The sequence below is a fragment of the Streptomyces sp. BI87 genome (genome assembly GCF_025957665.1).
Classification (GTDB): domain Bacteria; phylum Actinomycetota; class Actinomycetes; order Streptomycetales; family Streptomycetaceae; genus Streptomyces; species Streptomyces albidoflavus.
In genome coordinates this window covers 3,603,093-3,627,253 of sequence record NZ_CP110079.1, presented here as the reverse complement: position 1 = coordinate 3,627,253, position 24,161 = coordinate 3,603,093, and the positions used below count along the sequence as shown (strand labels likewise).

The 24,161-nt window shown below is 74.1% G+C and carries 16 protein-coding genes, 2 tRNA genes and 1 riboswitch; of the genes, 7 read left to right on the top strand and 11 right to left on the bottom strand.

Annotated elements, in window-relative coordinates:
* Positions 1-106 precede the first annotated feature (106 nt).
* On the top strand, positions 107-2,104 hold the full coding sequence (locus tag OIM89_RS15980) for a sigma-70 family RNA polymerase sigma factor (protein WP_151168920.1): 1,998 nt from the start codon (positions 107-109) through the stop codon (positions 2,102-2,104).
* A 7-nt stretch (positions 2,105-2,111) separates the two neighbouring features.
* Here the strand turns inward: OIM89_RS15980 and OIM89_RS15975 are convergent, their stop codons facing one another.
* Positions 2,112-4,322 (bottom strand): asparagine synthase-related protein, encoded by a 2,211-nt coding sequence (locus OIM89_RS15975; RefSeq protein ID WP_151168918.1) that lies wholly within the window; start codon positions 4,320-4,322, stop codon positions 2,112-2,114.
* A gap of 581 nt (positions 4,323-4,903) precedes the next feature.
* Between OIM89_RS15975 and OIM89_RS15970 the strand changes: the two genes are divergently transcribed.
* The 4 genes from OIM89_RS15970 (at position 4,904) to OIM89_RS15955 (ending at position 10,422) form a co-directional block, all read left to right on the top strand.
* Complete coding sequence (locus OIM89_RS15970) at positions 4,904-6,325, top strand: MFS transporter (RefSeq protein WP_226965485.1); 1,422 nt, start codon at positions 4,904-4,906, stop codon at positions 6,323-6,325.
* A 122-nt stretch (positions 6,326-6,447) separates the two neighbouring features.
* On the top strand, positions 6,448-7,647 hold the full coding sequence (lhgO, locus tag OIM89_RS15965; protein ID WP_030699412.1) for an L-2-hydroxyglutarate oxidase: 1,200 nt from the start codon (positions 6,448-6,450) through the stop codon (positions 7,645-7,647).
* Between the two features lie 210 nt (positions 7,648-7,857).
* Positions 7,858-8,754, top strand: a complete 897-nt coding sequence (trmB, locus tag OIM89_RS15960; protein ID WP_030699411.1) for a tRNA (guanosine(46)-N7)-methyltransferase TrmB — start codon at positions 7,858-7,860, stop codon at positions 8,752-8,754.
* A 147-nt stretch (positions 8,755-8,901) separates the two neighbouring features.
* Positions 8,902-10,422: a PrsW family intramembrane metalloprotease gene (locus tag OIM89_RS15955; protein WP_195730779.1), complete on the top strand. Its 1,521-nt coding sequence runs from the start codon at positions 8,902-8,904 to the stop codon at positions 10,420-10,422.
* A 35-nt stretch (positions 10,423-10,457) separates the two neighbouring features.
* Here OIM89_RS15955 and OIM89_RS15950 read toward each other — a convergent pair whose 3' ends face one another.
* From OIM89_RS15950 to OIM89_RS15925, 6 genes are all read right to left on the bottom strand, one after another.
* Entirely contained in the window at positions 10,458-11,402 is a 945-nt protein-coding gene (locus OIM89_RS15950) for an aldo/keto reductase (RefSeq protein WP_217467126.1), read from the bottom strand.
* Positions 11,403-11,680: 278 nt separating this feature from the next.
* The gene (locus OIM89_RS15945; protein WP_047466514.1) at positions 11,681-12,748 is read right to left on the bottom strand and encodes a M23 family metallopeptidase; all 1,068 of its coding nucleotides are present in this window, start codon (positions 12,746-12,748) and stop codon (positions 11,681-11,683) included.
* A gap of 11 nt (positions 12,749-12,759) precedes the next feature.
* Positions 12,760-12,896, bottom strand: a riboswitch (cyclic di-AMP (ydaO/yuaA leader).
* 273 nt (positions 12,897-13,169) lie between these two features.
* On the bottom strand, positions 13,170-14,360 hold the full coding sequence (locus OIM89_RS15940; protein ID WP_030699407.1) for a PP2C family protein-serine/threonine phosphatase: 1,191 nt from the start codon (positions 14,358-14,360) through the stop codon (positions 13,170-13,172).
* A gap of 199 nt (positions 14,361-14,559) precedes the next feature.
* A tRNA-Met gene (locus OIM89_RS15935) sits at positions 14,560-14,633 on the bottom strand.
* 103 nt (positions 14,634-14,736) lie between these two features.
* Positions 14,737-15,012: a GlsB/YeaQ/YmgE family stress response membrane protein gene (locus OIM89_RS15930; RefSeq protein ID WP_030699406.1), complete on the bottom strand. Its 276-nt coding sequence runs from the start codon at positions 15,010-15,012 to the stop codon at positions 14,737-14,739.
* 317 nt (positions 15,013-15,329) lie between these two features.
* Positions 15,330-15,905, bottom strand: coding sequence for a TerD family protein (locus tag OIM89_RS15925; protein ID WP_030699405.1), 576 nt, complete (start codon positions 15,903-15,905; stop codon positions 15,330-15,332).
* 361 nt (positions 15,906-16,266) lie between these two features.
* On the opposite strand from OIM89_RS15925, the gene OIM89_RS15920 reads away from it, so the two are divergent.
* On the top strand, positions 16,267-18,861 hold the full coding sequence (locus tag OIM89_RS15920; RefSeq protein ID WP_226965486.1) for an ATP-dependent Clp protease ATP-binding subunit: 2,595 nt from the start codon (positions 16,267-16,269) through the stop codon (positions 18,859-18,861).
* 125 nt (positions 18,862-18,986) lie between these two features.
* The gene (locus OIM89_RS15915; protein ID WP_217685636.1) at positions 18,987-19,442 is read left to right on the top strand and encodes a nuclear transport factor 2 family protein; all 456 of its coding nucleotides are present in this window, start codon (positions 18,987-18,989) and stop codon (positions 19,440-19,442) included.
* Between the two features lie 76 nt (positions 19,443-19,518).
* On the opposite strand, the gene OIM89_RS15910 is transcribed toward OIM89_RS15915, so the two are convergent.
* The 4 genes from OIM89_RS15910 to OIM89_RS15895 form a co-directional block, all read right to left on the bottom strand.
* On the bottom strand, positions 19,519-19,989 hold the full coding sequence (locus OIM89_RS15910; RefSeq protein WP_047466509.1) for a GNAT family N-acetyltransferase: 471 nt from the start codon (positions 19,987-19,989) through the stop codon (positions 19,519-19,521).
* A gap of 78 nt (positions 19,990-20,067) precedes the next feature.
* Positions 20,068-20,652 carry a hypothetical protein gene (locus tag OIM89_RS15905; RefSeq protein WP_030699401.1) on the bottom strand — a complete coding sequence of 195 codons (585 nt, stop codon included), beginning with the start codon at positions 20,650-20,652 and terminating at the stop codon, positions 20,068-20,070.
* Between the two features lie 182 nt (positions 20,653-20,834).
* A tRNA-Lys gene (locus OIM89_RS15900) sits at positions 20,835-20,907 on the bottom strand.
* A gap of 136 nt (positions 20,908-21,043) precedes the next feature.
* The gene (locus OIM89_RS15895) at positions 21,044-24,097 is read right to left on the bottom strand and encodes an FG-GAP repeat domain-containing protein (RefSeq protein ID WP_226965487.1); all 3,054 of its coding nucleotides are present in this window, start codon (positions 24,095-24,097) and stop codon (positions 21,044-21,046) included.
* Between the last annotated feature and the right edge of the window lie 64 nt (positions 24,098-24,161).

Below are 24,161 nucleotides of genomic sequence, written 5' to 3'. Positions count from 1 at the left end.
ACCCCTCGGACGAGTGATCCGGATGCGTGTGGAGGATCAGGGGGAGCGGCCTGTGCCAGGCTTTCGCCCGCAAGCGTTTACGGGTCGGCCAGCGGGGGCTTCCGCCATGAAGGATGACGGTCCGAATCGGACGGGCCGCGGTTCGTCCGAGGGATACGAGCAGGGCCAGGTGCCCGCGCAGGGGGCCGGCCGGCCGGGCTGGGCGCAGGCGCCCTCCGGCGGCCCCGCGCGCCCGCCGCTCGACGGTCCGGCCCCCGGTGACCTCGCAGGCGTGCCCGAGCAGCGCCGGCGCGAGCTCGCCGAGGCGGAGTCGCCCGCGCCGCTCCCGGACGGCCCGGTGCCCGACGCGGCGCTGGTCCGGCGGATGCGCGGCGGCGACGACGGGGCGTACGAGGAGCTGTACCGGCGGCATGCCGAGGCGGTCCGCCGGTACGCGCGGACCTGCTGCCGGGACGCGCACACGGCCGAGGACCTGACCGCCGAGGTGTTCGCCCGGACGCTCCAGGCGGTGCGGGGCGGGGCAGGGCCCACCCACGCGGTCCGCGCCTATCTGCTCACCACGGTGCGCCGGGTGGCGGCCGGCTGGACGCGCACGGCCCGGCGGGAACAACTCGTCGAGGACTTCGCGGTCTTCGCCGCGCAGGCCGCCCGCACGGCGGAGGTGTCGGACGAGGACACCCTCGACCTCGGCGCGGACGTGCTGGCGATGCACGAGGCCGAGCAGTCGATGGCGATGCGCGCCTTCCGCACGCTGCCCGAGCGGTGGCAGGCGGTGCTGTGGCACACCGAGGTGGAGGACGAGTCGCCGAGCGAGGTGGCGACCCTCTTCGGGCTCGACGCCAACGGCACCCGGGTGCTCGCCTCCCGGGCACGCGAGGGACTGAAGCAGGCGTACCTCCAGGCGCACGTCAGCACGGCGCTCACGCGGGACGAGGAGTGCGCCCGGTACGCGGACCGGCTAGGGGCGTACGCCCGGGGCGGGTTGCGTGCGCGGGCCGAGCAGGGCTTGCGGACGCACCTCAAGGAGTGCTCGCAGTGCAGGCTGGCGGCGCTCCAGATCAAGGAAGTCGCGGGCGGCATCCCGGCGGTCGTCCCGGTCGCGGTGATCGGCTGGTTCGGCGCGGCGGGGTACGCGAAGGTGATGGCGCTGATCGGCGGCGGTGCGGCGGGCGCGGCGGGAGCCGGTTCGGCGGCGGCCTCCGGGGGCGCGGCGGGGGGTGCGGCCGCGGAAGGAGCCAGCACCCCGGTGAAGATCGGCATCGGCACGGCGCTGGCCGTCACGGCGGGGGTCGCGCTGGCCCTGGTCCTGATCGGCGACAGCGACCCGGCCAAGCCGCCCCGCCAGAAGCCCCCGGTCGCCCAGCCGGCCGCCCCCCAGCCCCCGCCGCCCTCCCCGGCGCCGGAACTTCCCGCTCCGGCTCCGCCCCCGGCACCGGAGCCCACCCCGGAGCCCACCCCCACACCGACCCCGGAACCCACACCGACGCCCACCCCTACCCCGACGCCCACGCCGGAACCCCCACCGCCGTCCCCGGCCCCGACTCCGGAACCCCCGGCTCCGGCCCCGCCTCCCCCGCCGCCGGCCCCGGAGGCGTACCGCTGGAGCGAGCTGGCGTACGCGCCCCTCGGTGACGCCACGCAGCCGCGGATGCGGCCGGGCGAGAGCAGCTGGGTGTGGCAGCGGCAGGGGCTGTCGATCGGCGGGACGCCCTACGCGGACGGGGTGACCGTGCACGGCGCCTCGTCGGTGACGATCGATCTGAACCGGCCCTGCTCCGCCTACCAGGCGCTGGTCGGGATCGACGATCTGACGATGGGGCTGGGCGAGGCCCGGTTCTCGGTGCGGGCGGACGGCGTCACACTCTGGAGCTCGCCGTGGGTGGAGGGCGGGGACCCGGCGGTTCCGGTACGGGTGGGGCTGACCGGGCGCAAGACGGTGACGCTGGTCGCCGAGCCGAGGTCGGCCGGGGGCAACCTCGCCCTCGCGGACTGGGCGGAGTCCCGGTTCACCTGCGACGGGGAGTCGTCGGGCGCCGAGGAACCCGGCAGCACGGGTGGCACGGACGGGGAAGAGGGCGCGCAGGGCGCGGAAGAGAGCGGGTGAGCGCCGGTCAGCCGCGCCCGGCGGCGCCGAGCGCGCCGCGCTGCGCCGGCGCGATCCCCTCGGGCACGGCGCGCTGACGCCGCGGCGAGGTGCCGGTCCAACAGGAGCCCCGGCGGGTGGCGAGACGACGCAGCCACAGTTCGACGGAGACGAGCTGGGTCAGGCCGTCGACCGGCAGCGGGTCCCCGTCGGCGGCGGCCCGCAGCGCGCGCCGCACGGTCCGCGCCTCGACCAGGCCGGTCTGGGCGAGGAAGGGCGTGTCGAAGAGGGCGACCAGTTCGGCCATGGCGACCCGCAGCCCGGTCCTGGCGACGGTCGCGGCGGCCCCCGGCTCGGGCGCGCCCCAGCCTTCCGGGAGTTCGGTGACCCCGGCCCCTTCGAGCACCGTCCGCAGCACCTCGGCGCGCGCGCCGGGGCGCACCCGGAGTGCTTCGGGGAGCGCGCGGCAGGCACGCACCACCTGGTTGTCGAGGTACGGGGTGTGCAGGCGCTGGAAGCGGACCTCGGCAGCCTGTTCGAGGACGCGGAGGTCGGCGGCGTGGCGGGCCAGCGCCGCGCGGGCCCGGAACTCGCCGGGGCGCTGGCCGGGCCCGGGGCCGGGGCGGGCGGCGGCGTCGGCGAGGCGGAACGACACTTCAGCGAGGGCCTCGCCGGTCAGCCAGCGGGCGGCGGGTCCTGGCCGGGCCCAGGTGAGGGCGGCCAGCGAGGCGCCGACGGCGCCGGGGCTCTCGTCGAAGGAGCGGTGCAGCAGGCGGTCGGCGGCGGCCTCGATGCCGGCGCGGTAGGGCGTCCTGGCGAGGCGGCGGGCGGCGGCGTAGACGCGGGCGGGGACGGTGGCGGAGCCGTCGGCGCGGGTCAGGGCGGCGACCGGGCGGACCAGGTTGCGTCTGCGGCGGTCCATCAGCAGGTCGGCGAGGCGCGCCGGGTGGGCGTCGAGGACCTGGCGGGCGCCGTGCCCGGTGAGGTGGTCGGCGCTGCCGGACGCCAGGCGCAGCCGGTGCCGGGCGGCGAACGCGAGGGTGGGGCCCGGCTCGTCGGTGAGCGGCCCGTCCAGCTCGGCGAAGGGGAGCGCGTCCTCGGCGCCGGTGACGACGACGTGGTGCAGGCGCGGGTCGGCCGCGAGTGCGCCGGCCCGCTCGGTCTCGGCGCCGGAACCGGCCGCGGAGAGGTCGTTGAAGGTGAGGGCGCGCAGCCGCTCGCCGGCCCCCGAGCCGTGGCCGAGGACGGTGCCGGGCAGCCCGGGCAGCCCCGCCGCGAGCAGCGCCAGCGTGGCGGAGGCGGGGCCTCCGGAGAGGTCGGCGCCCATGCCGGGGGCGGGCAGGCCGCGGGCGGCGCGCCGCTCGTGCGGGCCCATGCCGGGGACCGGTCCGGGGTCGGCGTCGAAGGCGGGGACGTGCCGGGGTGCGTCGAGGCGGGCGCGGACCGCTTCGACCAGGGCGTCGCGGACCCCGTCCACGGCGCTGTGGGCGTCGGCGGCCGGGGCGGCTACGGCGAGGGAGGCGACCGGTTCGTACCCGGCGATCTCGCGGGCGCCGTTGCGCAGGATCAGGGCGTGGCCCGGCGGGATGCGGTGGACGCCGAGGAAGGGGGTGGTGTCGTGGACGGCCTCGGGCACGTCGGGCAGGGCGAGCAGCGCGGCGAGGTGGCCGATGTCGAGCGGGGCGCCGATCAGGTCGGCGAGCGGGAGGGCGGCGGTGGCGTAGGCGGTGCCGCGGGCCCAGGGGGTGTGGAAGACGGGGCGTGCGCCGGCGAGGTCGCCGAGGACGGTGGTGCGCCGGCCGGCCTGGACGACGGCGGTGTAGCTGCCGGGCCAGGCGGTGAGGTGGCGCAGGGCGCCGCCGCGGGCGGCGAACAGGCCGACTCTCAGCTGCTCGTCGGTGGCGGCGCAGGTGCCGAGGACGGCGATGCGGGTGTCGGCGTCGGCGCGGACGACACGGATCTCGTCGGGTCTCCAGTCACCGACGGCCCAGAGCGGGTCGGGCCCGTCCCAGAGCAGCCGCGCGCCGACCGGCGTGAGCAGGCCGCCGTCCTCGTCGTCGATGCCGACGGATTCCGCGCCCGCGCCGAAGGGTCCCGCGCCCGGTTCGGGGGCGTACGCGCCGTATCCGAGGCCGGTGCCGTCCGGGGTGGTGGCGTGTGCCGGGGGTGGCGGGCCGGGCGCGGCCTGGCGCGGACGGAGTCCGGTGGAGGCGCTGCTCCACCCCACCAACCACCGCATACGGCCTCCACAGGCTGTGGACAGAACAGGGTGCCGCGGGGAAACGCCCACGGTATGGGCACCATGCTGCCACGAAGGAGGCGCGCGGGAGCGCTTGCGGTGGCGCTCCCGCCAAGCCGAATGCGCCCCTGGCAAGAGCCAGTTGGGCCGTCGCCGGGTCCCGGACCTGGCAGCGGCGGGGGAACCATCGGGTTCCGGCCATTTCGAACCGGTCTACGAGACCGGCTGACGCGCGCGGCGTGTCGTGCGGTCCGGGAGGCGCCGAGAGCCTCCCGGACCGAGCCGTCGCCCGCGGGGATGAAGGCGACGGTGTCCCCCAGCCCACTGAACGCGGTGTCAGCGGGCCGACCCACGCACCGCCCATGGAAACGCCAGCCCGCCGGCCCCGGTAAGGCGCACGGCCGGGCGCACGGCCACACGCCCGGAGCACACTCCGTCCGCGCGCCCGCCGAGCACCGGCCACAATCCCGCCAACCGGAACTATGCCCCTTAACGCTTGGGATGCGGCGAACTACGCTGGGTTTACGAATGCCGGACGCCTATGCCGCGCCCCGGCAGCCGTCTGTGTCGAGGGGTGGCGCATGTCCAGGGAGCAACGCGGGCCGAACGAGAAACTCGGCACCGTTCTCGCCCTCGCGGGAATGAGCAACGCCGGGTTGGCACGCCGGGTCAACGACCTCGGCGCGCAGCGGGGACTGACGCTGCGCTACGACAAGACCTCGGTGGCCCGGTGGGTGTCCAAGGGGATGGTGCCGCAGGGCGCCGCGCCCCATCTGATCGCGGCCGCCATCGGGCAGAAACTCGGCCGCCCGGTGCCACTGCACGAGATCGGGCTGGCCGACGCCGATCCGGCGCCTGAGGTGGGGCTCGCCTTCCCGCGTGACGTGGGGGCGGCGGTGAAGTCCGCCACCGAGCTGTACCGGCTGGATCTCGCGGGCCGGCGCGCCGGTGGCGGAATCTGGCAGTCCCTGGCCGGTTCCTTCGCCGTGAGCGCCTATGCGACCCCCGCCTCACGTTGGCTGATAACCCCGGCCGACTCCTCGGTCGCGCGGGAGGCCGCCCCCTCGGAGGGCGGCTCCCCCCGGCAGAGGGTCGGCCACGCCGACGTCCGCAAACTCAAGGAGGCGGCGGAGGACGCGCGCCGCTGGGACTCCAAGTACGGCGGCGGCGACTGGCGTTCGTCGATGGTCCCGGAGTGCCTGCGGGTCGAGGCGGCCCCGCTGCTGCTCGGCTCGTACTCCGACGAGGTGGGCCGCGCCCTTTTCGGCGCCAGTGCCGAACTGACCCGGCTGGCCGGCTGGATGGCCTTCGACACGGGGCAGCAGGAGGCGGCGCAGCGGTACTACATCCAGGCGTTGCGGCTGGCCAGGGCGGCGGCCGACGTCCCGCTCGGCGGGTACGTGCTCGCCACCATGTCGCTCCAGTCGACCTACCGCGGCTTCGGCGACGAGGGGGTCGACCTCGCGCAGGCGGCGGTGGAGCGCAACAGGGGGCTCGCGACGGCGCGCACCATGAGCTTCTTCCGTCTGGTCGAGGCGCGGGCGCACGCCCGGGCGGGGGACGCGCAGGCCGCGGGCGCCGCCCTGCGCGCCGCCGAGGGCTGGCTGGAGCGCTCCCGGGACGGCGACGCCGACCCGCAGTGGCTCGGCTTCTACACCTACGACCGGTTCGCCGCCGACGCCGCCGAGTGCTACCGCGACCTCAAGGCACCGCGCCAGGTCAGGCGCTTCACCGAGCAGGCCCTCTCCAAGCCGACCGACGAGTTCGTCCGCTCCCACGGCCTGCGCCTGATCGTTTCCGCCGTGGCCGAGCTGGAGTCGGGCAACCTCGACGCCGCCTGCGAACAGGGCGTGCGCGCCCTGGAGGTGGCCGGCCGGATCTCCTCCGCCCGCACCACGGAGTACGTCCGCGACCTGCTGCACCGCCTGGAGCCGTACGGCGACGAGCCGCGCGTGGTGGAGCTGCGCGAGCGGGCCCGGCCGCTGCTGACCGCCCCGGCGTAGGGGCGCGCGAGGTGACCTGAGCCACTGCCCGGGCGCTCCCGCACCACCCATGATCATCGGGTGACGGGTTTGAGGCCGGTGCCAGCGGCGCAGGCCACTATCGGGGCAGGGAGGTGGTGCGCGTGCGGGAAGAGACCGACGTGGTGGTGATCGGCGCCGGGATCGTCGGGCTGTCGACGGCGTACGCGCTGTCCCGGCAGCGCCCCGGCATCCGCGTGACCGTGCTGGAGAAGGAGCAGGGCCCGGCCCGCCACCAGACGGGCCGCAACAGCGGCGTCATCCACAGCGGCGTCTACTACCGTCCCGGCTCCCTCAAGGCCCGGTACGCGACGCGCGGCGCCGCCGAGATGGTCCGGTTCTGCGCGGAGCACGGCATCCCGCACGAGGTCACGGGCAAGCTGATCGTCGCCACCGGCCGCGAGGAGCTGCCCCGCCTGCACGCCCTCGTCCAGCGCGGCCGGGAGAACGGCATCCCCGTCCGCGAGCTGGGCCCCTCCCAGATCCCCGCGTACGAGCCCGAGGCGCGCGGCCTCGCCGCCATCCACGTCGCCACCACCGGCATCTGCGACTACGGCGCGGTCTCCCGGGTGCTCGCCGAGTCCTCCAAGGCCGACATCCGGTACGGCGCCGAGGCCGGCCTCATATCCCGCCGCCTCGGCCGGGGCGTCGCCGTACGGACCAAGGACGGCACGGTGGTGCGCGGCCACGTGCTGGTCAACTGCGCGGGCCTGCACTGCGACCGCGTGGCCCGGCTGGCGGGCGACGACCCGAAGATGCGGATCGTCCCCTTCCGCGGCGAGTACTACGAGCTGGCCCGGCCCGAACTGGTCCGCGGCCTGGTCTACCCGGTCCCCGACCCGGCCTTCCCCTTCCTCGGCGTCCACCTGACCCGCGGCGTGGACGGCGGCGTGCACGTCGGCCCGAACGCCGTCCTGGCCGGGGCCCGCGAGGGCTACTCCTGGCCGGTGGTGCGCCCCGCAGACCTCGCGGGCACCCTCGCCTGGCCGGGCTTCTGGCACCTCGCCCGCCGCCACGCGGGGTACGGCCTCGGCGAGGTGGGCCGCTCCCTGTCGAAAGCGGCCTTCACCCGGGCGGTGCGCAGGCTGCTGCCCGCGGTCCGCGAGGACGACCTGGTGCCCGCCCCGGCCGGGGTGCGCGCCCAGGCGGTGCTGCGCGACGGCACCCTCGTCGACGACTTCCTGATCCGCCAGGGCCCGAGCACCGTCCACGTCCTCAACGCCCCCTCCCCCGCCGCCACCGCCTCCCTGCCCATCGGCCGCGAGGTGGCCCGGCGGGTCCTGGGGGTGCTGGAGCGGGGCTGACGGGGATCGCGGCCCCCGTGCTCACGGCCGCCGCCGCTTCGCGCCCGGCTCCGTAGACTGGAAGGCGTGGCGGCGGCACCGTCCCGCGCTCCGCCCCTCCGGGGCCCAGGACGCGGACGCTTCCGTGCCCCTCCCCCGCGCCGGGCCGCACCTCAGCCGTGCCCGGCGGACGTCCCCGTCCCCGTACGCCGAAATGCGGTCCCGACTCCCGTGAGCAACCAGAACCCGCCCCAGCTCCCCGCCCCCGCGACCGCCGCGCCGGACACCTCACAGGTCCCGGCGCCGCCCCGCAGCGCCCGGACGTCGGCGGCCAAGCCGGAGCGCACCCGGATGTTCGCCGACGGCACCGGTCCCGCGGCCGACCCGGCCGGCTCCCACTTCGAGCGGCGCATCCGCAGCTTCCAGCCGCGCCGCAGCCGGGTCACCACCGGGCAGGAGGAGGCGCTGCGGCGACTCTGGCCCACCTGGGGCATCGACGTGGACGGGCAGCACGTGCTCGACCTCGACGCGATGTTCGGCGGCCGGCCCGTGGTCCTGGAGATCGGCTTCGGCATGGGCGAGGCGACCGCGCGGATGGCCGCCGAGGACCCGGACACCGGCATCCTCGCCGTCGACGTCCACACCCCCGGGCAGGGGAACCTGCTGGGCCTCGCCGACCGGCTGGGCCTGGACAACGTCCGGGTGGCCAACGGGGACGCCATCATCCTGCTCCGCGAGATGCTGGCCCCCGAGGCCCTGGCCGGCCTGCGCGTCTACTTCCCCGACCCGTGGCCGAAGACCCGCCACCACAAGCGGCGCCTGATCCAGCCCGACTTCCTGAGCCTGGCGGCCCCGCGGCTCGCCCCCGGCGCCCTCCTGCACTGCGCCACCGACTGGGAGCCCTACGCCGAGCAGATGCACGACGTGCTCAGCGCCCATCCCGCCTTCGAGAACACCGTGGAGCTGCCCGGGGCCGCGGTCGAGGGGACGGACGGCGTGGTGCGGCACGGGTACGTGCCGCGTCCCGCGTTCCGGCCGCGCACCCGGTTCGAGGGGCAGGGCCTGGACAAGGGGCACGTCGTCCACGACCTTCTCTTCCGCAAGGTGGCGGAGCCGGCCGCGAGCTGACAGGGCTGGCCGTCACCCACGGGTGACGCGGTGGACCGGAACGGACGCCACCGGGGCACAGGGCGACAAATTTTCGCGACGGTCTGTGGCGGTCTTTTCACTCGTCGGGACTAATCAGCCCTCCGGGAACTGGTTAGGGTCGTTCTCGTGATCAACAGCCCGTCGTACTCGGCCTCGCAGCCCGAGCAGCCGCACGGGGCCGGTGCCGAGGGCGCCGGTCCCGGCCAGGCGCTGCCGCCCCCGCCGCCGATGCCCCCGTATCCGGCCGCGCTCCCCCGCATGCGCTGGTGGCAGCGGCACGCGGTGCGGGTGGGCCTGCTGGTCGGCCTGCTCACGGTCTCGGGCGGCATCATCCTCGCCCTGGTCCGCGAGCAGACCGGTACGCACGGCTTCCTCGTCGGCCTCGGCCTCGCCCTGCTGCCGGTGCCGCTGCTGCTCGCGGTCTTCCGCTGGGTGGAGGCGGTCGAGCCGGGCCCGTGGCGGAACCTGGTCTTCTGCTTCGCCTGGGGAGCCTGCGCCGCCGCGCTGATCGCCATCGTCGCCAACACCCTGGCCACCGAATGGCTGGTCGGCTCCACCCTGGAACCGTTCGCGGGCGGCGACGAACCGCTGAAGCCCGACGCGGTCGGCGCCACCTATGTGGCCCCCGTCGTCGAGGAGTCCGCCAAGGCGGTCTCCGTGCTCCTGATCTTCCTCTTCCGCCGGCAGCACTTCCGCGGCCTGCTGGACGGCGCGGTGACGGCCGGCCTCACCGGCGCCGGCTTCGCCTTCACCGAGAACATCCTCTACCTCGGGAACGCCTTCGGCCGCGACCAGTTGAGCGGCGACAGCGGCATGGCCTCGGTCACCGCCGCCACCTTCTTCGTGCGGATCGTGCTGTCGCCCTTCGCCCACCCGCTCTTCACCCTGCTCACCGGGATCGGCTTCGGCCTGGCCGCCCGAACCCCGGGCCGCCGGCGGGTGCGCCGGGTCCTGCTGCCCCTGGCCGGCCTGCTGCTCTCCATGGGCATGCACGGCCTGTGGAACGGCTCGGCCACCCTGATGGGACCCTTCGGCTTCATCATCGTCTACGCCCTGGTGATGGTCCCGGTCTTCGGCCTCTCCGTCTGGCTGCTGGTCTGGGCCCGCGCCGACGTGCTGCGCGCCGTCCGCGCCCACCTCCCCGCCTACGTGGCGGCCGGCTGGCTCGCCCCGGCCGAACCGGCCGCCCTCGCCACGATGAACGCCCGCCACCTCGCCCGGGACCACGCCCGGCGCGCCGGCGGCCGCAAGGCGGTGCGCGCCCTCGCCGCCTACCAACGCGACGCCACGACCCTGGCGGTGCTGCGGCGGCGCGGCGAACGGGGCCAGGCCGAGCCGGACTTCGTCGACCGCGAGCGCGCCCTGCTCAACTCCCTCTGGGAGCGTCGCGAGACGATCCGCCCGGCCCAGCTGCACGCCGCCCGTCTGCTGGCGCCCCCGCCGCCCGCGATGTGGCTGCCGCCCCAGCAGGGCGGCTGGGGCTGGGGCACGCCGTACGGGGCTCCGGGCTGGGGCGGGGCGCCGTGGGGCGGGCCCTGGCCGGGACCGGCGGCGGGGCAGGGACCCGCACCGGCACCGGCCGGCCCCCCGGCGCCGCACTCGTCGCCGTACGCCCCGCCGCCGCACATACCCCCGCAGCAGCGGTAGCCGTCTCCGCCCGGCGACCGGGCCGGTGTCCGGGGTCAGGCGGAGGCGACGGTGAGCAGGCTCAGTTCCTCGTCGGTCAGCGTGAGGTCGGCGACGGCCAGCAGCGCCGGAAGCTGTTCCACGGTGCGGGCACTGGCGATCGGCGCGGCCACGGTCGGGCGCGCGGCGAGCCAGGCGAGGGCCACGGACGCCACCTCGGCACCGTGCGCCTCCGCGACGGTGTCCAGGGCGGCGAGGACCTTCTGGCCGCGCTCGGTGGCCAGGTGCTGCTCGGCGCCTGCGGCACGGGCGCTCTCCACGGTGGTGCCCGGGCGGTACTTGCCCGTCAGGAAGCCGGCGGCCAGCGCGTAGTACGGCACCGCGGCGAGGCCCGCGCGGGACGCCACCTGCTGGAGCGGGCCTTCGTAGGTGTCGCGGGAGACGAGGTTGTAATGGGGCTGGAGCGCGACGTACCGGGCCAGGCCCTCGCGGTCGGCGACGTCCAGGGATTCCTGGAGGCGTTCGGGGCTGATGTTGGAGGCGGCGACGGCGCGGACCTTGCCCGCCTTCACCAGGTCGTCGAGGGCGGTGACGATCTCCTCGACCGGCACGGAGGGGTCGTCGAAGTGGGTGTAGTACAGGTCGATCCGGTCGGTGCCGAGTCGTCGCAGCGACTCCTCGGCCGCCGCCTTCACGTTGGGGGCGGAGAGCCCCTTGAACTGCGGGTGGCTGCCGACCTTGGTGGCGACGACGATCTCGTCCCGGTTGCCGCGCGAGGCGAGCCACTTGCCGATCACCGTCTCGGACTCACCGCCCTCGTTCCCCGGCACCCAGGAGGAGTACGTGTCCGCGCTGTCGATGAAGTTGCCGCCCGCGGCGGCGTAGGCGTCGAGGACGGCGAAGGACTGCGCCTCGTCCGCGGTCCAGCCGAAGACGTTACCGCCGAGAGCGAGCGGGAAGACGTCGAGATCAGAATTGCCGAGAGGGCGGAGAGAAGTCATGGGGAGATCAACAAAACGGCCCGCTCGCCCATTCCTGGCCGAGGCATGCCCGCGCGAACAGATCCGGCGGCCCTGACGTCGGGGGGTAGCCGCCAGGACCGCCGGAGTTCGGCCACCCGAACCGTGACACGGCGCGGGCGGGAGCCACGTGGCGCACACGGCGGCACACGGGCACGGCAGGAGAAGAGGGGAGAGCAACAGGCGTGCGTCCGGCCCGGGTTCCGGCCCACCGCGAACCCGCCCGCCATGACGGCGGGCGGGCACGGTACAGACCGGTCTCAGATGTTGAGGCCCTTGCCCCGCAGCCAGCTGAGCGGGTCGACGCCGTCGCCGCCACCCGGGTGGATCTCCAGGTGGAGGTGGGGCCCGGTGACGTTGCCGGTGGCACCGACACGGCCGATCACGTCGCCGGTGGTGACCTTCTGCCCGGCGCTGACGGACATCGAGGACTGGTGGGAGTACCAGAGTTCGGTACCGTCCTCCAGCTCCAGGATGGTGCGGTAGCCGTACGAACCGGCCCAGCCCGCTTCCTTGATGGTGCCGGAGTGGATCGCCTTCAGCGGGGTCCCGGTGGGGGCGGCGAAGTCGAGCCCGGTGTGGTAGCCGGAGGACCACATGGCACCCGCCTGACCGTAGGTCGAGGTCAGGGTGTACGAGGTGGTGGGGAGCGAGAAGCTGGCGGCGAGCTTGGCGAGGCGCTCGGCCTCCTCCTTCTTCCGCTTCTCCTCGGCCTTCTTCCGCTCCGCCTCGGCCAGCTTCTTCTCGGCGGCCTCCTGGACCTTCGCGGCCTCGGCCACGGCCTGCTCGGCGGCGGCCTGCTCAGCCGCGCGGGCCGCGCTCTGGTCCGCCTGGTCCTGCTGGTGCTCGGCCTGCTGGATGATGCGCGCCCGCAGCGCCTCGCCGGCGTCGGTGGTGCCCTGCTCGGTGTCGGCGACGGTGACCCCGGCGCCGGTGAGCGGGCTGGCCGTCACCTGCGTGTCGGACTCCTTGTCGGAGCCGAGCAGGCTGCCGACGCCCGGCAGCGAATCGGCGTCGGGGAGGGACGCCTTGACGGAGGAGAGGTCGGGGAGCGAGATGGAGACCGGGGGCTTCTCCTTGGCGGTGGCGATACCGCCGGCGCCCACCGCGGCGATGACGCCGACGCCGAGGACGGTGGAGGAGCGGGCCAGGCCACCGCCGCGCTGCTTCGCGACACGGTGCCGGCCGCGGACGGGACGGATGGACTCCTCGGTGGGATTCCATTCCTCCCAGGGTCCCCCGGCGGGTCCGTAAGCCGTGGGACCGGTGACCGGGTCCTCGTCGTTCGGCACGAACAGGGCCTCAGGGGCAGGACGGTTCGACGCCACGCGGGCGCTCTCCTTTCCTTCCTTCTCGCCTACCGGGTTAGCTGACGGGTTCGGAGCAGGAAGGTCTCCTACGGCCGCCTCGAAAGGCGTCCGATTCACCCCAAGGAGTGGTTCCCCGGTTCCCTACGGGATTCGGCGCGTGCGCGCGGAGCCGTCTCGGGTGACGGCCGGGACAACCGCGCTGCGTTATCGAACGTTAATAGACACCCGGCCTGGATTCCAAGCTGTTCCGGATGATCGTTGGACCCCGGGGCCCGGACGTACCGGGGCACCGAGGGGCGGATTCGGGCGAGTTGCCTGCACAGAACCACCACAGGATCAGCTGACGGTATGTCAGTTGTTATGCGGGGAGCGCTTACTCACTCACCCTCGGTGACGGCATCGGCAGCGGGCAAGCGACTCCGGCCGGAGTCCGGACTCCTCAGGGCCGGCGGAGCGCCAGCAGCGCCATGTCGTCCTGCGGTCCGCAACCGGTGTGCGCACGAACCTCCCGGGAGAGCGTCTCCAGCAGGTGGTCGGGCGCCTCGAAACGACGCCCCGTCAGCCGCGACGCAGGGTCGTAGAAGACCCCGTTCCGGTCCCGCGCCTCCGTCAGCCCGTCGGTGAAGAGCAGCAGGGTGGCGCCGGAGGGGAACGGTGTCGCGTCCGACCGGTCCGGCCACACCCCGAGGTCTCCCATGCCGAGCGGGAGCGCCGGCTGGCTCGGCACCAGCACCCGCACGTCTCCGTCGCCGTGGAGCAGCAGCGGCTCGGGATGGCCCCGGTTGACCGTGCGGACGACGGACTGCCCGGGCGGGATCTCCGCCAGCAGCGCGGTGGTGAACCCCTCGAACTGGTCCAGCCCTTCCCGCCGCACCCCCTCGCGGGCGAGGGCGCGTTCGAGCCGCTGGGCCACCTTCTCCAGGCTCGACTCCTGCTCGGCGGCCTCCCGGAACGCACCGATGACCACCGCGACCGCCTCCACCGCGCCGAGCCCCTTGCCCCGCACGTCGCCGACGAGCAGCCGCACCCCGTGCGGGGTCTCCTGGACGGCGTAGAGGTCGCCGCCGATGAGGGCGTCGGCCTGGGCGGCCTCGTAGCGGGCGGCGATGTCGAAGCCGCCGATCCGCTCGGCGGGGATGGGCAGCACCGCGCGCTGGGCGGCCTCGGCGATGCTGCGGGCGGTGGCGAGCTGTTCGCCGCTGCGGCTGACCAAGCGGTTGCTGAGCACGGCGAGGAGGACGCAGGTGAGGATGGTGAGCAGCTCGGTGGTCGAGTCCACCCCGCCCAGCGTCCCGGTCTGCCACTGGAGGAGCACCACCACAGCCAGCGCGAGGACCCCGGTCAGCACGGTGCCGAGGAGCGAGAAGAACGGCGCGGCGATCAGCGGCGCCGCGGCGTAGAGCGGACTGGCGTTGAAGCGGGGCGGCGCGGCCTCGTCGAAGATGACCCCGGCGACGATCAGCACCACGGGCAGCAGGCGCATCAGCGTCCGGGACCGGCCCCCCGTGTGCCGGTCGCCCTTGTAGGTGCCGAGGATCTCCTGCCCGGGTGCGCCCCGCTTCCTCGCCGGGGCCTTCCGGGCGGCCGGCCGGCCCGTCTCCTTCTCCGCGTGCTCGCCGCGTTTCCCCACCAGCCTGTCTCCTGATCCTTCGGCCGGCCCCCGGTCGGCCCGGCCCGGACACGCCCGCTTCCGCGTCAGCGCTTCCCCCATGCTTCCGCCCACCCCGTGCGGCGGCGAGCGGACAGCGTCCGAACGAGTACCGGCACAGGCAGCGCACACACGACGAAGGCCCGGATTCCTCGAAAGGAATCCGGGCCCTGGCCTTCAGTAGCGGGGACAGGATTTGAACCTGCGACCTCTGGGTTATGAGCCCAGCGAGCTACCGAGCTGCTCCACCCCGCGTCGGTGAAATCAACTATACGCCATCCAGAAGGCTCCTCGCGCCACGCCCGCTCCGGAGGGTGGGCCTCCGCCCCGGCGCGGCGGACGGAGGCCCGGGACTCGGTCACCGGCGTCGTCCGCGTCCGCCCGCGACCCGGTCCAGGGCGAACACACCGATCGCGGCCAGCGCGATCTGGATGCCCCACTCGGCCCAGTCGACGCCCCCGGTGTCGGCGAGGCCGAACTGGGCGGCGAGGAAGGTGCCGACGAGCGCCGCCACGATGCCGACGACGATGGTCAGCAGCAGGCCGATGCGCTGGCGGCCGGGGACGACCAGGCGTCCCAGGACACCGATGACGATGCCGATGACGATCGCGCTGATGATCCCGGATATCTCCATGGGACACGCCTCTCGTTTACTCGTGCCGTGCCTGCGGCGGACCGGCGACGAGCGCGTCGGCCCCTTGTCGCACGTGTGCCCGGGCGGCGACGGGCCAGTCCCCTCCCGCGCAGAATCAGGCGGTCCTGTGCCCGCGCCGGCCACCGGGCGTACGCCATGGGCGTACGGGGCGTATGGGCGACAGGCGTACGTTCCCGCCCGACACGAAGACGCCCCCTCCCCGCGCCCACAGGAGCACGGAGAAGGGGTCGGGAAAAGCCCGTCGCCCGCCCGGGGGATTGGGTTGCCGGCCGGGCGACGGGTGTTCGGGGGGTGGGTCAGACGTTGACGCCGAAGTCCTGGGCGATCCCGGCCAGGCCGGAGGCGTAGCCCTGGCCGACCGCGCGGAACTTCCACTCGGCGCCGTGGCGGTAGAGCTCGCCGAAGACCATGGCGGTCTCGGTGGAGGCGTCCTCGGTGAGGTCGTACCGCGCGATCTCGGCGCCGCCCGCCTGGTTCACCACGCGGATGAAGGCGTTCCGGACCTGGCCGAAGCTCTGGCCGCGGGACTCCGCGTCGTGGATGGAGACGGGGAAGACGATGCGGGTGACCTGCGGCGGGACCGCGACGAGGTTGACCTTGACGGCCTCGTCGTCGCCGTCGCCCTCACCGGTGAGGTTGTCACCGGTGTGCTCGACGGAGCCGTCGGGGCTGGTCAGGTTGTTGTAGAAGATGAAGTGCTGGTCGGAGAGGACCTTGCCGGACTCGTCGCAGAGCAGGGCGCTGGCGTCGAGGTCGTAGTCGGTGCCGGTCGTCGTGCGGACGTCCCAGCCGAGCCCGACAAGGACCGCGGTCAGCCCGGGGGCTTCCTTGCTGAGAGAGACATTGCCGCCCTTTGCCAGGGAAACGCCCACGGTCTTCTCCTTCTGCGGTTCGTCCTGCGTGCTCGTACCGGGTCCCGCGCCCGCGGCGCCTCGCGGCCACCGGGTGCGGGCGGGCGGGGTGCGACGGCCGGACTGGGGGACCGGCCGCGTGCCGTCGTACGACTCGCAGCCGCCACGCCTGCGCCGGGCGCCGTGGGTGGCGGCGCCGACGCCGTCGAATCTACCTCATCTCTACACGCATGTAGAAGTAGCCCCGGTGCCCCCTCCGTTCCGCCGCGGCCCCCACGTCCTCTCTGCCCAACAGGCGCATCCCGTCACCCTTTGTTTTAGTGGAAAAGTCGCCAATCGACGGAAAAGCCATCAGCCAGAGCACCTCCGCGGAGGCCCCACCATGTCGCTGTCGTCCTTCGGGTCCTTCGGGGGCCCCGGCCCCGACCCCTTCTCCGACCTGCTGAACCGTTTCTTCGGGATGACTCCCGGCGCCTCCCCGCCCGCCGTCCAGCGGGTTCCCATCGGCCGCCTGCTCACCGAGTCCGCCCGCGACCTGCTCGGCCGCGCCACCGCCAAGGCCGAGGAGGACGGCTCGGAGGACCTCGACACCGAGCACCTGCTGTGGGCGTGCACCCAGGTCGAACCGTCCCGTTCGCTGCTGGCCAGGGCCGGGGTCGACCCCGACAAGCTCGCCTCCGCCATCGAGCAGGCGCTGCCCGGCGAGAGCCGTACGCCTTCGGCCGAACCTGGTCTCACACCCGCGGCCAAGCGCGTGCTCATCGCGGCCCACGCCCGCTCGCAGGCGGCGGACGTCTCCTACATCGGGCCGGAGCACATCCTCGGCGCGCTGCTGGACGACCCGAACTCCGGCGCCGGACGCTTCCTCCAGGCGCAGGGCACGGACCCCGGCGCACTCTCCCGGCGCGCGGACGCGACGGCACGCTCCGAGGGCGCGCCGGCCGCGGGCAAGCCCGACAGCGAGACGCCGACGCTCGACGAGTACGGCCGCGACCTGACCGCCGAGGCCAAGGCCGGCAAGCTAGACCCGGTGGTGGGCCGGGCCGACGAGATCGAGCAGACCATCGAGATCCTCTCGCGCCGCTCGAAGAACAACCCGGTGCTCATCGGCGAGCCCGGCGTCGGCAAGACCGCGATCGTGGAGGGGCTGGCCCAGCGGATCATCGCGGGCGACGTCCCGCGCACGCTCCACGACAAGCGCGTGATCGGCCTGGACCTGTCGGGGCTGGTCGCCGGGGCGCAGTACCGCGGGCAGTTCGAGGAGCGGCTGAAGAACGTCATCGACGAGGTCAAGGCCGCCTCCGAGTCGACCATCCTCTTCATCGACGAGCTCCACACCGTCGTCGGAGCGGGTTCCTCCGGCGAGGGCGCGATGGACGCGAGCAACATGCTCAAGCCCGCCCTCGCCCGCGGTGAGCTGCACGTCGTCGGCGCCACCACCATCGACGAGTACCGCAAGCACATCGAGAAGGACGCGGCGCTGGAGCGGCGCTTCCAGCCGGTGCTGATCGAGGAACCGAGCGTTCCGGAGACGGTGGAGATCCTGGAGGGGCTGCGCGACGGGTACGAGGCCCACCACGGCGTGCGGTTCAGCGACGAGGCCCTTGCCGCGGCGGCGGAGCTCTCCGACCGGTACCTGACCGACCGGTTCCTCCCCGACAAGGCGATCGACCTGATGGACCAGGCCGGGGCGCGGGTGCGGCTGAAGTCGCTGGGGCGTTCCGGCGAGGAGATCGAGCGCGAGGACGAGCTGGCGAAGCTGACCCGGGAGAAGGACGAGGCGGTCGACGCGGAGCAGTTCGAGCGCGCCGGTGAGCTGAAGGAACGTATCGCCAGGATCGAGTCGGAGCTGGCCGGCATCGAGGAGCGGCGGGAGGGCGTGGTCGAGGTGACCGTCGACGACATCGCCGACGTCCTCGCCCGCCGCACCGGCATCCCGGTCGCCCAGCTCACCGCCAGCGAGAAGGAGAAGCTGCTCAAGCTGGAGGACGCCCTGCACTCGCGGGTCGTCGGCCAGGACGAGGCGGTCACCGCGGTCTCCCAGGCGGTCCGCCGCAGCCGGGCCGGCATGGGCGACCCCAACCGTCCGACCGGCTCCTTCCTCTTCCTCGGCCCGACCGGCGTCGGCAAGACCGAGCTGGCCAAGGCGCTCGCCGAGCTGCTCTTCGGCGACGAGAACCGCATGGTCCGCTTCGACATGAGCGAGTTCCAGGAGAAGCACACCGTCTCCCGGCTGGTCGGCGCCCCGCCCGGATACGTCGGCCACGAGGAGGCCGGCCAGCTGACCGAGAAGGTCCGCCGGCAGCCCTACAGCGTGCTGCTCTTCGACGAGATCGAGAAGGCGCACCCCGACGTCTTCAACGCGCTGCTCCAGGTCCTGGACGACGGCCGCCTGACCGACGCCCAGGGGCGGACCGTCGACTTCCGCAACACCGTGGTCATCATGACCAGCAACATCGGGGCGCAGCTCATCCTCGCCCACGAGGGCGACGTGTCCGAGATCAAGGACGACCTGATGGACGAGTTGAAGACCCGGTTCCAGCCGGAGTTCCTCAACCGGGTCGACGCGACGATCATCTTCCAGGGCCTGGCCGAGAAGGACCTGTCGCAGATCGTCGACCTCATGCTGGAGCGCAGCGCCCGCCGGGTCCGCGCGCAGGACATGACCCTGGAGGTGACCGACGCGGCGAAGAGGCTGCTGGTCGCCCACGGCCACCAGCCGGAGTTCGGCGCCCGGCCGCTGCGCCGCACCATCCAGACCGAGCTGGACAACCGTCTCGCCGAACTCATGCTCCTCGGCGAGGCCGAGCCGGGCGACCTCATCGTCGCCGACGTCGACAACGACGCCCTGGTCTGCCGGATCGAGCGCCCCCGGAAGTCGGGCGGCCCGGACACCGACGGTGACAAGGCCGGCTCCGCGAGATCCGGCTCCGCCCAGCCCGACACCCCGAAGGCCACCGGCGCCTCACCCGCCTGACCTTCGCCTACGCTCCCCTGCTGACCGAATCGGAGTCCGGCACTCCGGGTCGGTCAGCCGCGCGCCTCACCCTTCACCCTTACGGAGAGTTGTCACTGTCAGTGACGAGTGGCAAGCTCAACGGCATGACCGACAACACGAGCGACACCGCCTTCCGCCCTGCCGCCCCGCCCCTGACCGCCTGGCCCGCCGCCCCCGCCCCTGACACCCCGTCCGCGGTCGTCACCGCCCTGTGGGCCCGGATGCAGGCCCGCGACTGGAGCGGCGTCGCCGCACTCCTCGCCCCGGACGCGGTCGTCGACTGGCCGGTCAGCGGAGAGCGCCTCCCCGACCGCGACGCCTACGTGGCGGTCAACGCCGCCTACCCGGAAGGCTGGACGGTCCACGAACCGCACGTCATAGCGCAGGGCAGCACCGTGGTCTCCGAGGTCCGCGTCGACCACGAGGAGGTCGGCACCCACGTCGCCGTCTCCTTCTGGACCGTGGAGAACGGCCTCATCACCTCCGGCCGCGAGTACTGGACCATGCCCGGCAGCGACCCCTCCCCGCCCTGGCGAGCCCACCATGTACGCCCGCTGTGACGCCGCGCCCCCGGGCGGGTACGCGCACGGCGCGGTACGCGGACGGGCGGTGCACCAGGGACCCCGCCACCGGCCGTCAGCCTCCGGCGAGCACCTTGCGGTAGACCTGCCGCGAACCGCCCTCGGGGCCCGCCGGGGCCTGTTCGGCCGGGGAGAAGCCGAGCGAGGAGTAGAAGGCTCGCGCGCCGCTGGTGACGGCGCCGGGGTGGTCGGCACCGAAGGTGACCACCTCCAGCGTCCCCGGGCCCTGGACGTACCTTCGGACGGCCTCGGCCAGGAGGGCGCGGCCCACACCGGTGCCCCGCGCGCGCTCCGAGACGACGACCCAGTGCACATGGTGGACGGGCGGCTCACTGCCGAAGAGCAGCCCGCCGGCGAGGCTTCCGCCGTCCGCCACCGCGACCAGCGCCCGCTCCTCCCGGACGTGCTGGTCCAGGGCCTGGTGGAAGCCGGGCTCGTCGACCATCGGGCCGAACCAGTGCTCCACCTCGGCGGCCAGGGAGAGCAGGCTGGGGATGTCGGAACTCAGCGCGGGTCTGACGATCATCCGCCGAGCCTAGCGGCGCACCGCGGGACCGGAGCCGGGCCGCCCGACCGGCCAGGGCCCCGGTCGGGCGGACAGGGCCTAGAGTCCGCCGCCGGTCTCCGGCCGGACCACGATCGGCTCGCCCCACATCCGTACGACCTCGAAGGAGGTGCTTTCCCTCACCAGCCGGTAGGCGGCGGCCCGGTCAGCCTTGCGGCGGCAGGCGGCGAGGAAGAGTTCCGCCTCGCGCTGGTCCCGGCGGGGGGTGCCGCAGAGTTGCCAGGCCTGGCCCGACCACGCCTCGGGTCGCCACCTGACCATCGGCTCCGGGGTGTCGGCGGCGATCCCGTACCGCGAGGGCACCGGCGTGGGGCGGTCGCCGGCCTCGTCGGCGGGGGCGCCGCCCCAGCGGTCGCGGTAGGCGGAGCGGTGGTTGGAGCGGCGCCGGGTCTCGCAGAGCAGGCAGCCGTCCGGGGCCGCCTTGTCCACCGGGCCGTACGGGTGCTGGGAGCAGCGTGTGGTGGGGGCCGGGCCCGTGGACTCCTCCAGCAGGTCCAGCGCCCGCTTGAGGTCGGCCCGGATCTCGTGCAGGGCCTCCTCGGGCGTATCGCCTCGCAGCTCGTCGCCCGACTCACCGAGCACCCGGAGCATCCGCCCCAGCGCCACCATCTGCGCGTGATTCATCCGGTCCACACCTCCACAACCACGAAACCGGCCACCGGCACCGCACCTCGGATCACCGCCGGGCAAGCTCCCGGTCCCGCCGGGGCCGCCCGGTTCTCCCCTCGGTGGAGCACGGGTGGGGCCGGCGATCCGAAAACAGCGACGACCCCCGGCCAGAGAGCCCCTGACCAGGGGTCGAGCGGTAGGCCGTGTGGGACTCGAACCCACAACCAATGGATTAAAAGTCCACTGCTCTGCCAATTGAGCTAACGGCCCGTGCCGATCGGCACACCCGAGCATAGCCCGCCGGTGGCCGAGAGCCGATGGGGTATCGGCTCCGGGCCCGTCGGAAGGGGGCGGCCGGTGCCGGGGCGGTGCTCGGACAGCCCCGGCGCCGGAGGTGCCGCACCGGTCAGAAGATCCCCTTGTAGGTCAGCCACCCGGTCGTGATCTTGGTCCGGGACGAGAAGGAGCCCTTGCCATTACCGGTGTTGCGGTACACGACGCCCTTGTTGTCGACCACCAGGAGGTCGTTCTTGCCATCGCCTGTCATGTCGCCGACGCCCAGCACGTGGGTGTAGGTGCTGCCCCACTTGGTGAACACGGTGACGCGGCTCTTCAGCGTCCCGTCGCCCGCACCGTCGTAGCGGTAGAGCGTGCCGTCCTTGGCGCGGGCCAGGACGTCGCCGTGACCGTCACCGTTGAGATCACCGGCGCCGAGCACGTGCGTGTAGGACCACGCGGTGCGGATCTTCTTCCCCGCGCCCAGCTTCCCGGCCTTGGTGCCGGGGAAGACCCAGATGTCGCCGGTGGAGCTCTTCCGCGCCAGCAGGTCCGGGAGGCCGTCCCCGGTGAGGTCACCGGGCGAGGTCAGCACGTTGTACGCCTCCCAGCCGCCGCCGAGCGAGGTGCGGGTGCTGGTCTTGGCCGGCGGGTGACCGCAGACGCCGTCGTAGCGGTAGAGGTTGCCGACCGTGTTGCGGACGAGCAGGTCGTTGCAGCCGTCGCCGGTCAGGTCGCCGAAGGGCACGTAGGTGTACTTGATGTGCCAGCCGGCGCGGCTCCACTTGTCGTGGACGCCCGTCGCGGGGAAGTCGTGCGAGGTGAGGGTGCCGTTCTTGTTGACGGTCAGGACGTTGCCCCTGCCGTCCGCCTGTTCGTCGCGGTAGGCGGCGGTGCCGCCGCTGACCTCCACCGTCCCGGTCTTCACCGGCACATAGGAGGACTCGCCCGCCGCCTTGACGCTCACGGTCCAGGTGTGGGCGCCGTTCTGCGGCTTCCTGCCGCCGGTGGCGAGGCCGTCCCAGATCGCGGAGATCGAGGCGGCGGCGCGCGCGGTACCGCTGACCGTGGCGACCGTCTTCCTGGTGACGTCGGTGAAGGTGACCTTCCAGGCGTCTGCCGGACGGCTGAGCTGCCAGTGGCCGGTCCACGGCTCCTTGCCGCCCGCGCGGACGAAGTTCTGCTCGACCCGGGACTCGATGGAGGCGACGGGCGAGCGGGGGACGGGCACTTCGGTGACGTGAACGCGCTGGTCGGCGTCGACATGGGCGACGTTGCCACCGAACGGGTCGACGGCCCAGCCGATGCCGTGGCCCGACTGGACACCGGAGGCCAGCAGGGTCGTGGCCGGCTTGGTCCCGGCGCCGCGGGAGAAGTCCGTGACCATCAGGTCGCCCCCGGTGGCCCGGACGAGGAAGCCGTCGCCGAGGCGGGGCTCCCCGCCGGCCGGGACGCTGACGCTCTTGCCGAGAGTCTGGTCGAAGACCCCGGCCTTCGTGCCCCCGCACGCCCAGTAGATCCAGCGCCCGACCGCCTGGAGCGCGGTGGGCTTGCAGCCGGAACCGGTGTCGACGGCGGCGGCGGTCTTCTCGGTCTTCACGTCGTAGGCGGCGACGGTGCCGGTCGCCGTCGCGGGCTTCCAGACCTTGTTGCCCCACAGCGCGGCAGCGGTGGCCGTGAAGGTGTGGATGACGTTGGAGTCGTAGAACTTCTCCAGGTCGCCCACGGCGTACTTGGCGGAGTCGCGGTCCTTCACCAGCACGTGGCGGCCGGTGGCGGCGGCGATCTCCGGTCGCTCCCAGCCCATCGGGCCGATGAGGCGCGAGACGTTCTGCCCGAGGGGGACGCTGACCCCGTTGCTGCTCGGGTGGGCGGCCCACCCGTTGCCCAGCGCCGTCAGGCTGGCGCAGGAGGGGCCGCCGTCGGGGCACACCTTGTAGTCGCCCAGGGAGCGGGTCACCGTCTCCGGTCCGGAGACGATCCTGGGCGCGCCGGAGGTGGTGAGTTCGTAGGAGCGGAGGGAGGGCTGGCCCTGGACGGGGTCGGTGCCGACGGTCAGCAGGCGACCGCCGCCGAGGGCGAGACCCCGCACCGTCCCCGGCACCGGCGGCAGCGCGTGCACCGGCGCGGCGGTGGGCCGGCCGTCCGCGCCGACGCTGATCCGGCGGACCGCCCAGTCGGAGGCCGATTCCCCACCGGCGACCAGGACGCTCCCGTCGGGAGCCGGGGTCAGCCGGGCCTGGGCGTGCGGCAGCACCGTCACCGGGTCGCCGCCGCCGATGCGGACGGCGGAGAGCGGCTGGCCGATGTGGTGGTCGGGCTGTGCCTCCTGGTGCACGACGAGCAGCTGGTCACCGGAGATCTCCAGCGCCATCTGGTGCCTGGTCGTGGTCTTCACCGGGCCCGGGACCACGGTGCGGACGGCGGGAGCGTCCAGGTTCCGGCGGTCGAGGGTGAGGACCTCGGGGGAGCTCGGTTCCCAGCCGGCCACGTAGCGGTCGGTCAGCGTGACCCGGCCGGGCGAGGGGCGGCCGGCGAAGAGCGGGGTGGTGGTGCCGGTCGCGTAGTCGAGGAGGAACGCCCGCTTCACGGCGTCGGCCCCGCGTACGCCGATGACGGCGGCCTCGTGGGTCTGGTCGAGGACATTGACGAAGCTCTCCCCCGCGCCGAGCGGGATCTCCTGGTCCGTGACGGTGCCGTCGGCCGCGCCGCGCAGCAGGTGCAGGACGGTCAGTCCGCCGGTCTCCCGGCTCGTGGTCAGCACGGTCGAGGCGTTGTGGCCGCGCTGCCAGGTCTGCTTCTCCGGCAGGGCGATCGTGACCGAGGGGGCCTCGCCCTCCATCGGCCGCAGCTCCAGGGTGCGGGCGGAGGGCGACCACCAGGCGCCGAGCGTGCCGTTCCACCAGGTCGCGTTCTCGGCCTGCCGGCTGGTCCCGGTGGCGTACTCCGTGTACTCCACCGAGCGGCCCTCCTCCCGGTGGAGGAAGCCCTGCTCACCCGCGACGAACACCTCGTCCACGCGTGGCTGGAAACGCGAGGGCGCGTCGATGACGGCCCCGGCGGGCGCGGCGGCGGGTGCGGCGGCGGCCGTGCCGGGCAGGGCCGCGACCGACACCAGTCCGGCGGAGACGGCGAGCGCGCAGACGGCGGCCACCGTCGGGCGCAGGCGGGCGTGCTGGGCCAAGGAGATCCCCCCCAGGGATGCGATACGACCCGTCCACCGCCGGTCGGCGGGGCGGCCCACGGCC

What these genes read in the sequence shown, in the direction of transcription:
- OIM89_RS15980 (WP_151168920.1), top strand. Translation starts at nt 107, where the DNA reads ATGAAGGATGACGGTCCGAATCGGACGGGCCGCGGTTCGTCCGAGGGA.
- OIM89_RS15975 (WP_151168918.1), bottom strand. Translation starts at nt 4,322, where the DNA reads ATGCGGTGGTTGGTGGGGTGGAGCAGCGCCTCCACCGGACTCCGTCCG.
- OIM89_RS15970 (WP_226965485.1), top strand. Translation starts at nt 4,904, where the DNA reads ATGTCCAGGGAGCAACGCGGGCCGAACGAGAAACTCGGCACCGTTCTC.
- OIM89_RS15950 (WP_217467126.1), bottom strand. Translation starts at nt 11,402, where the DNA reads ATGACTTCTCTCCGCCCTCTCGGCAATTCTGATCTCGACGTCTTCCCG.
- OIM89_RS15930 (WP_030699406.1), bottom strand. Translation starts at nt 15,012, where the DNA reads ATGGAGATATCCGGGATCATCAGCGCGATCGTCATCGGCATCGTCATC.
- OIM89_RS15920 (WP_226965486.1), top strand. Translation starts at nt 16,267, where the DNA reads ATGTCGCTGTCGTCCTTCGGGTCCTTCGGGGGCCCCGGCCCCGACCCC.
- OIM89_RS15915 (WP_217685636.1), top strand. Translation starts at nt 18,987, where the DNA reads ATGACCGACAACACGAGCGACACCGCCTTCCGCCCTGCCGCCCCGCCC.
- OIM89_RS15910 (WP_047466509.1), bottom strand. Translation starts at nt 19,989, where the DNA reads ATGATCGTCAGACCCGCGCTGAGTTCCGACATCCCCAGCCTGCTCTCC.
- OIM89_RS15905 (WP_030699401.1), bottom strand. Translation starts at nt 20,652, where the DNA reads ATGAATCACGCGCAGATGGTGGCGCTGGGGCGGATGCTCCGGGTGCTC.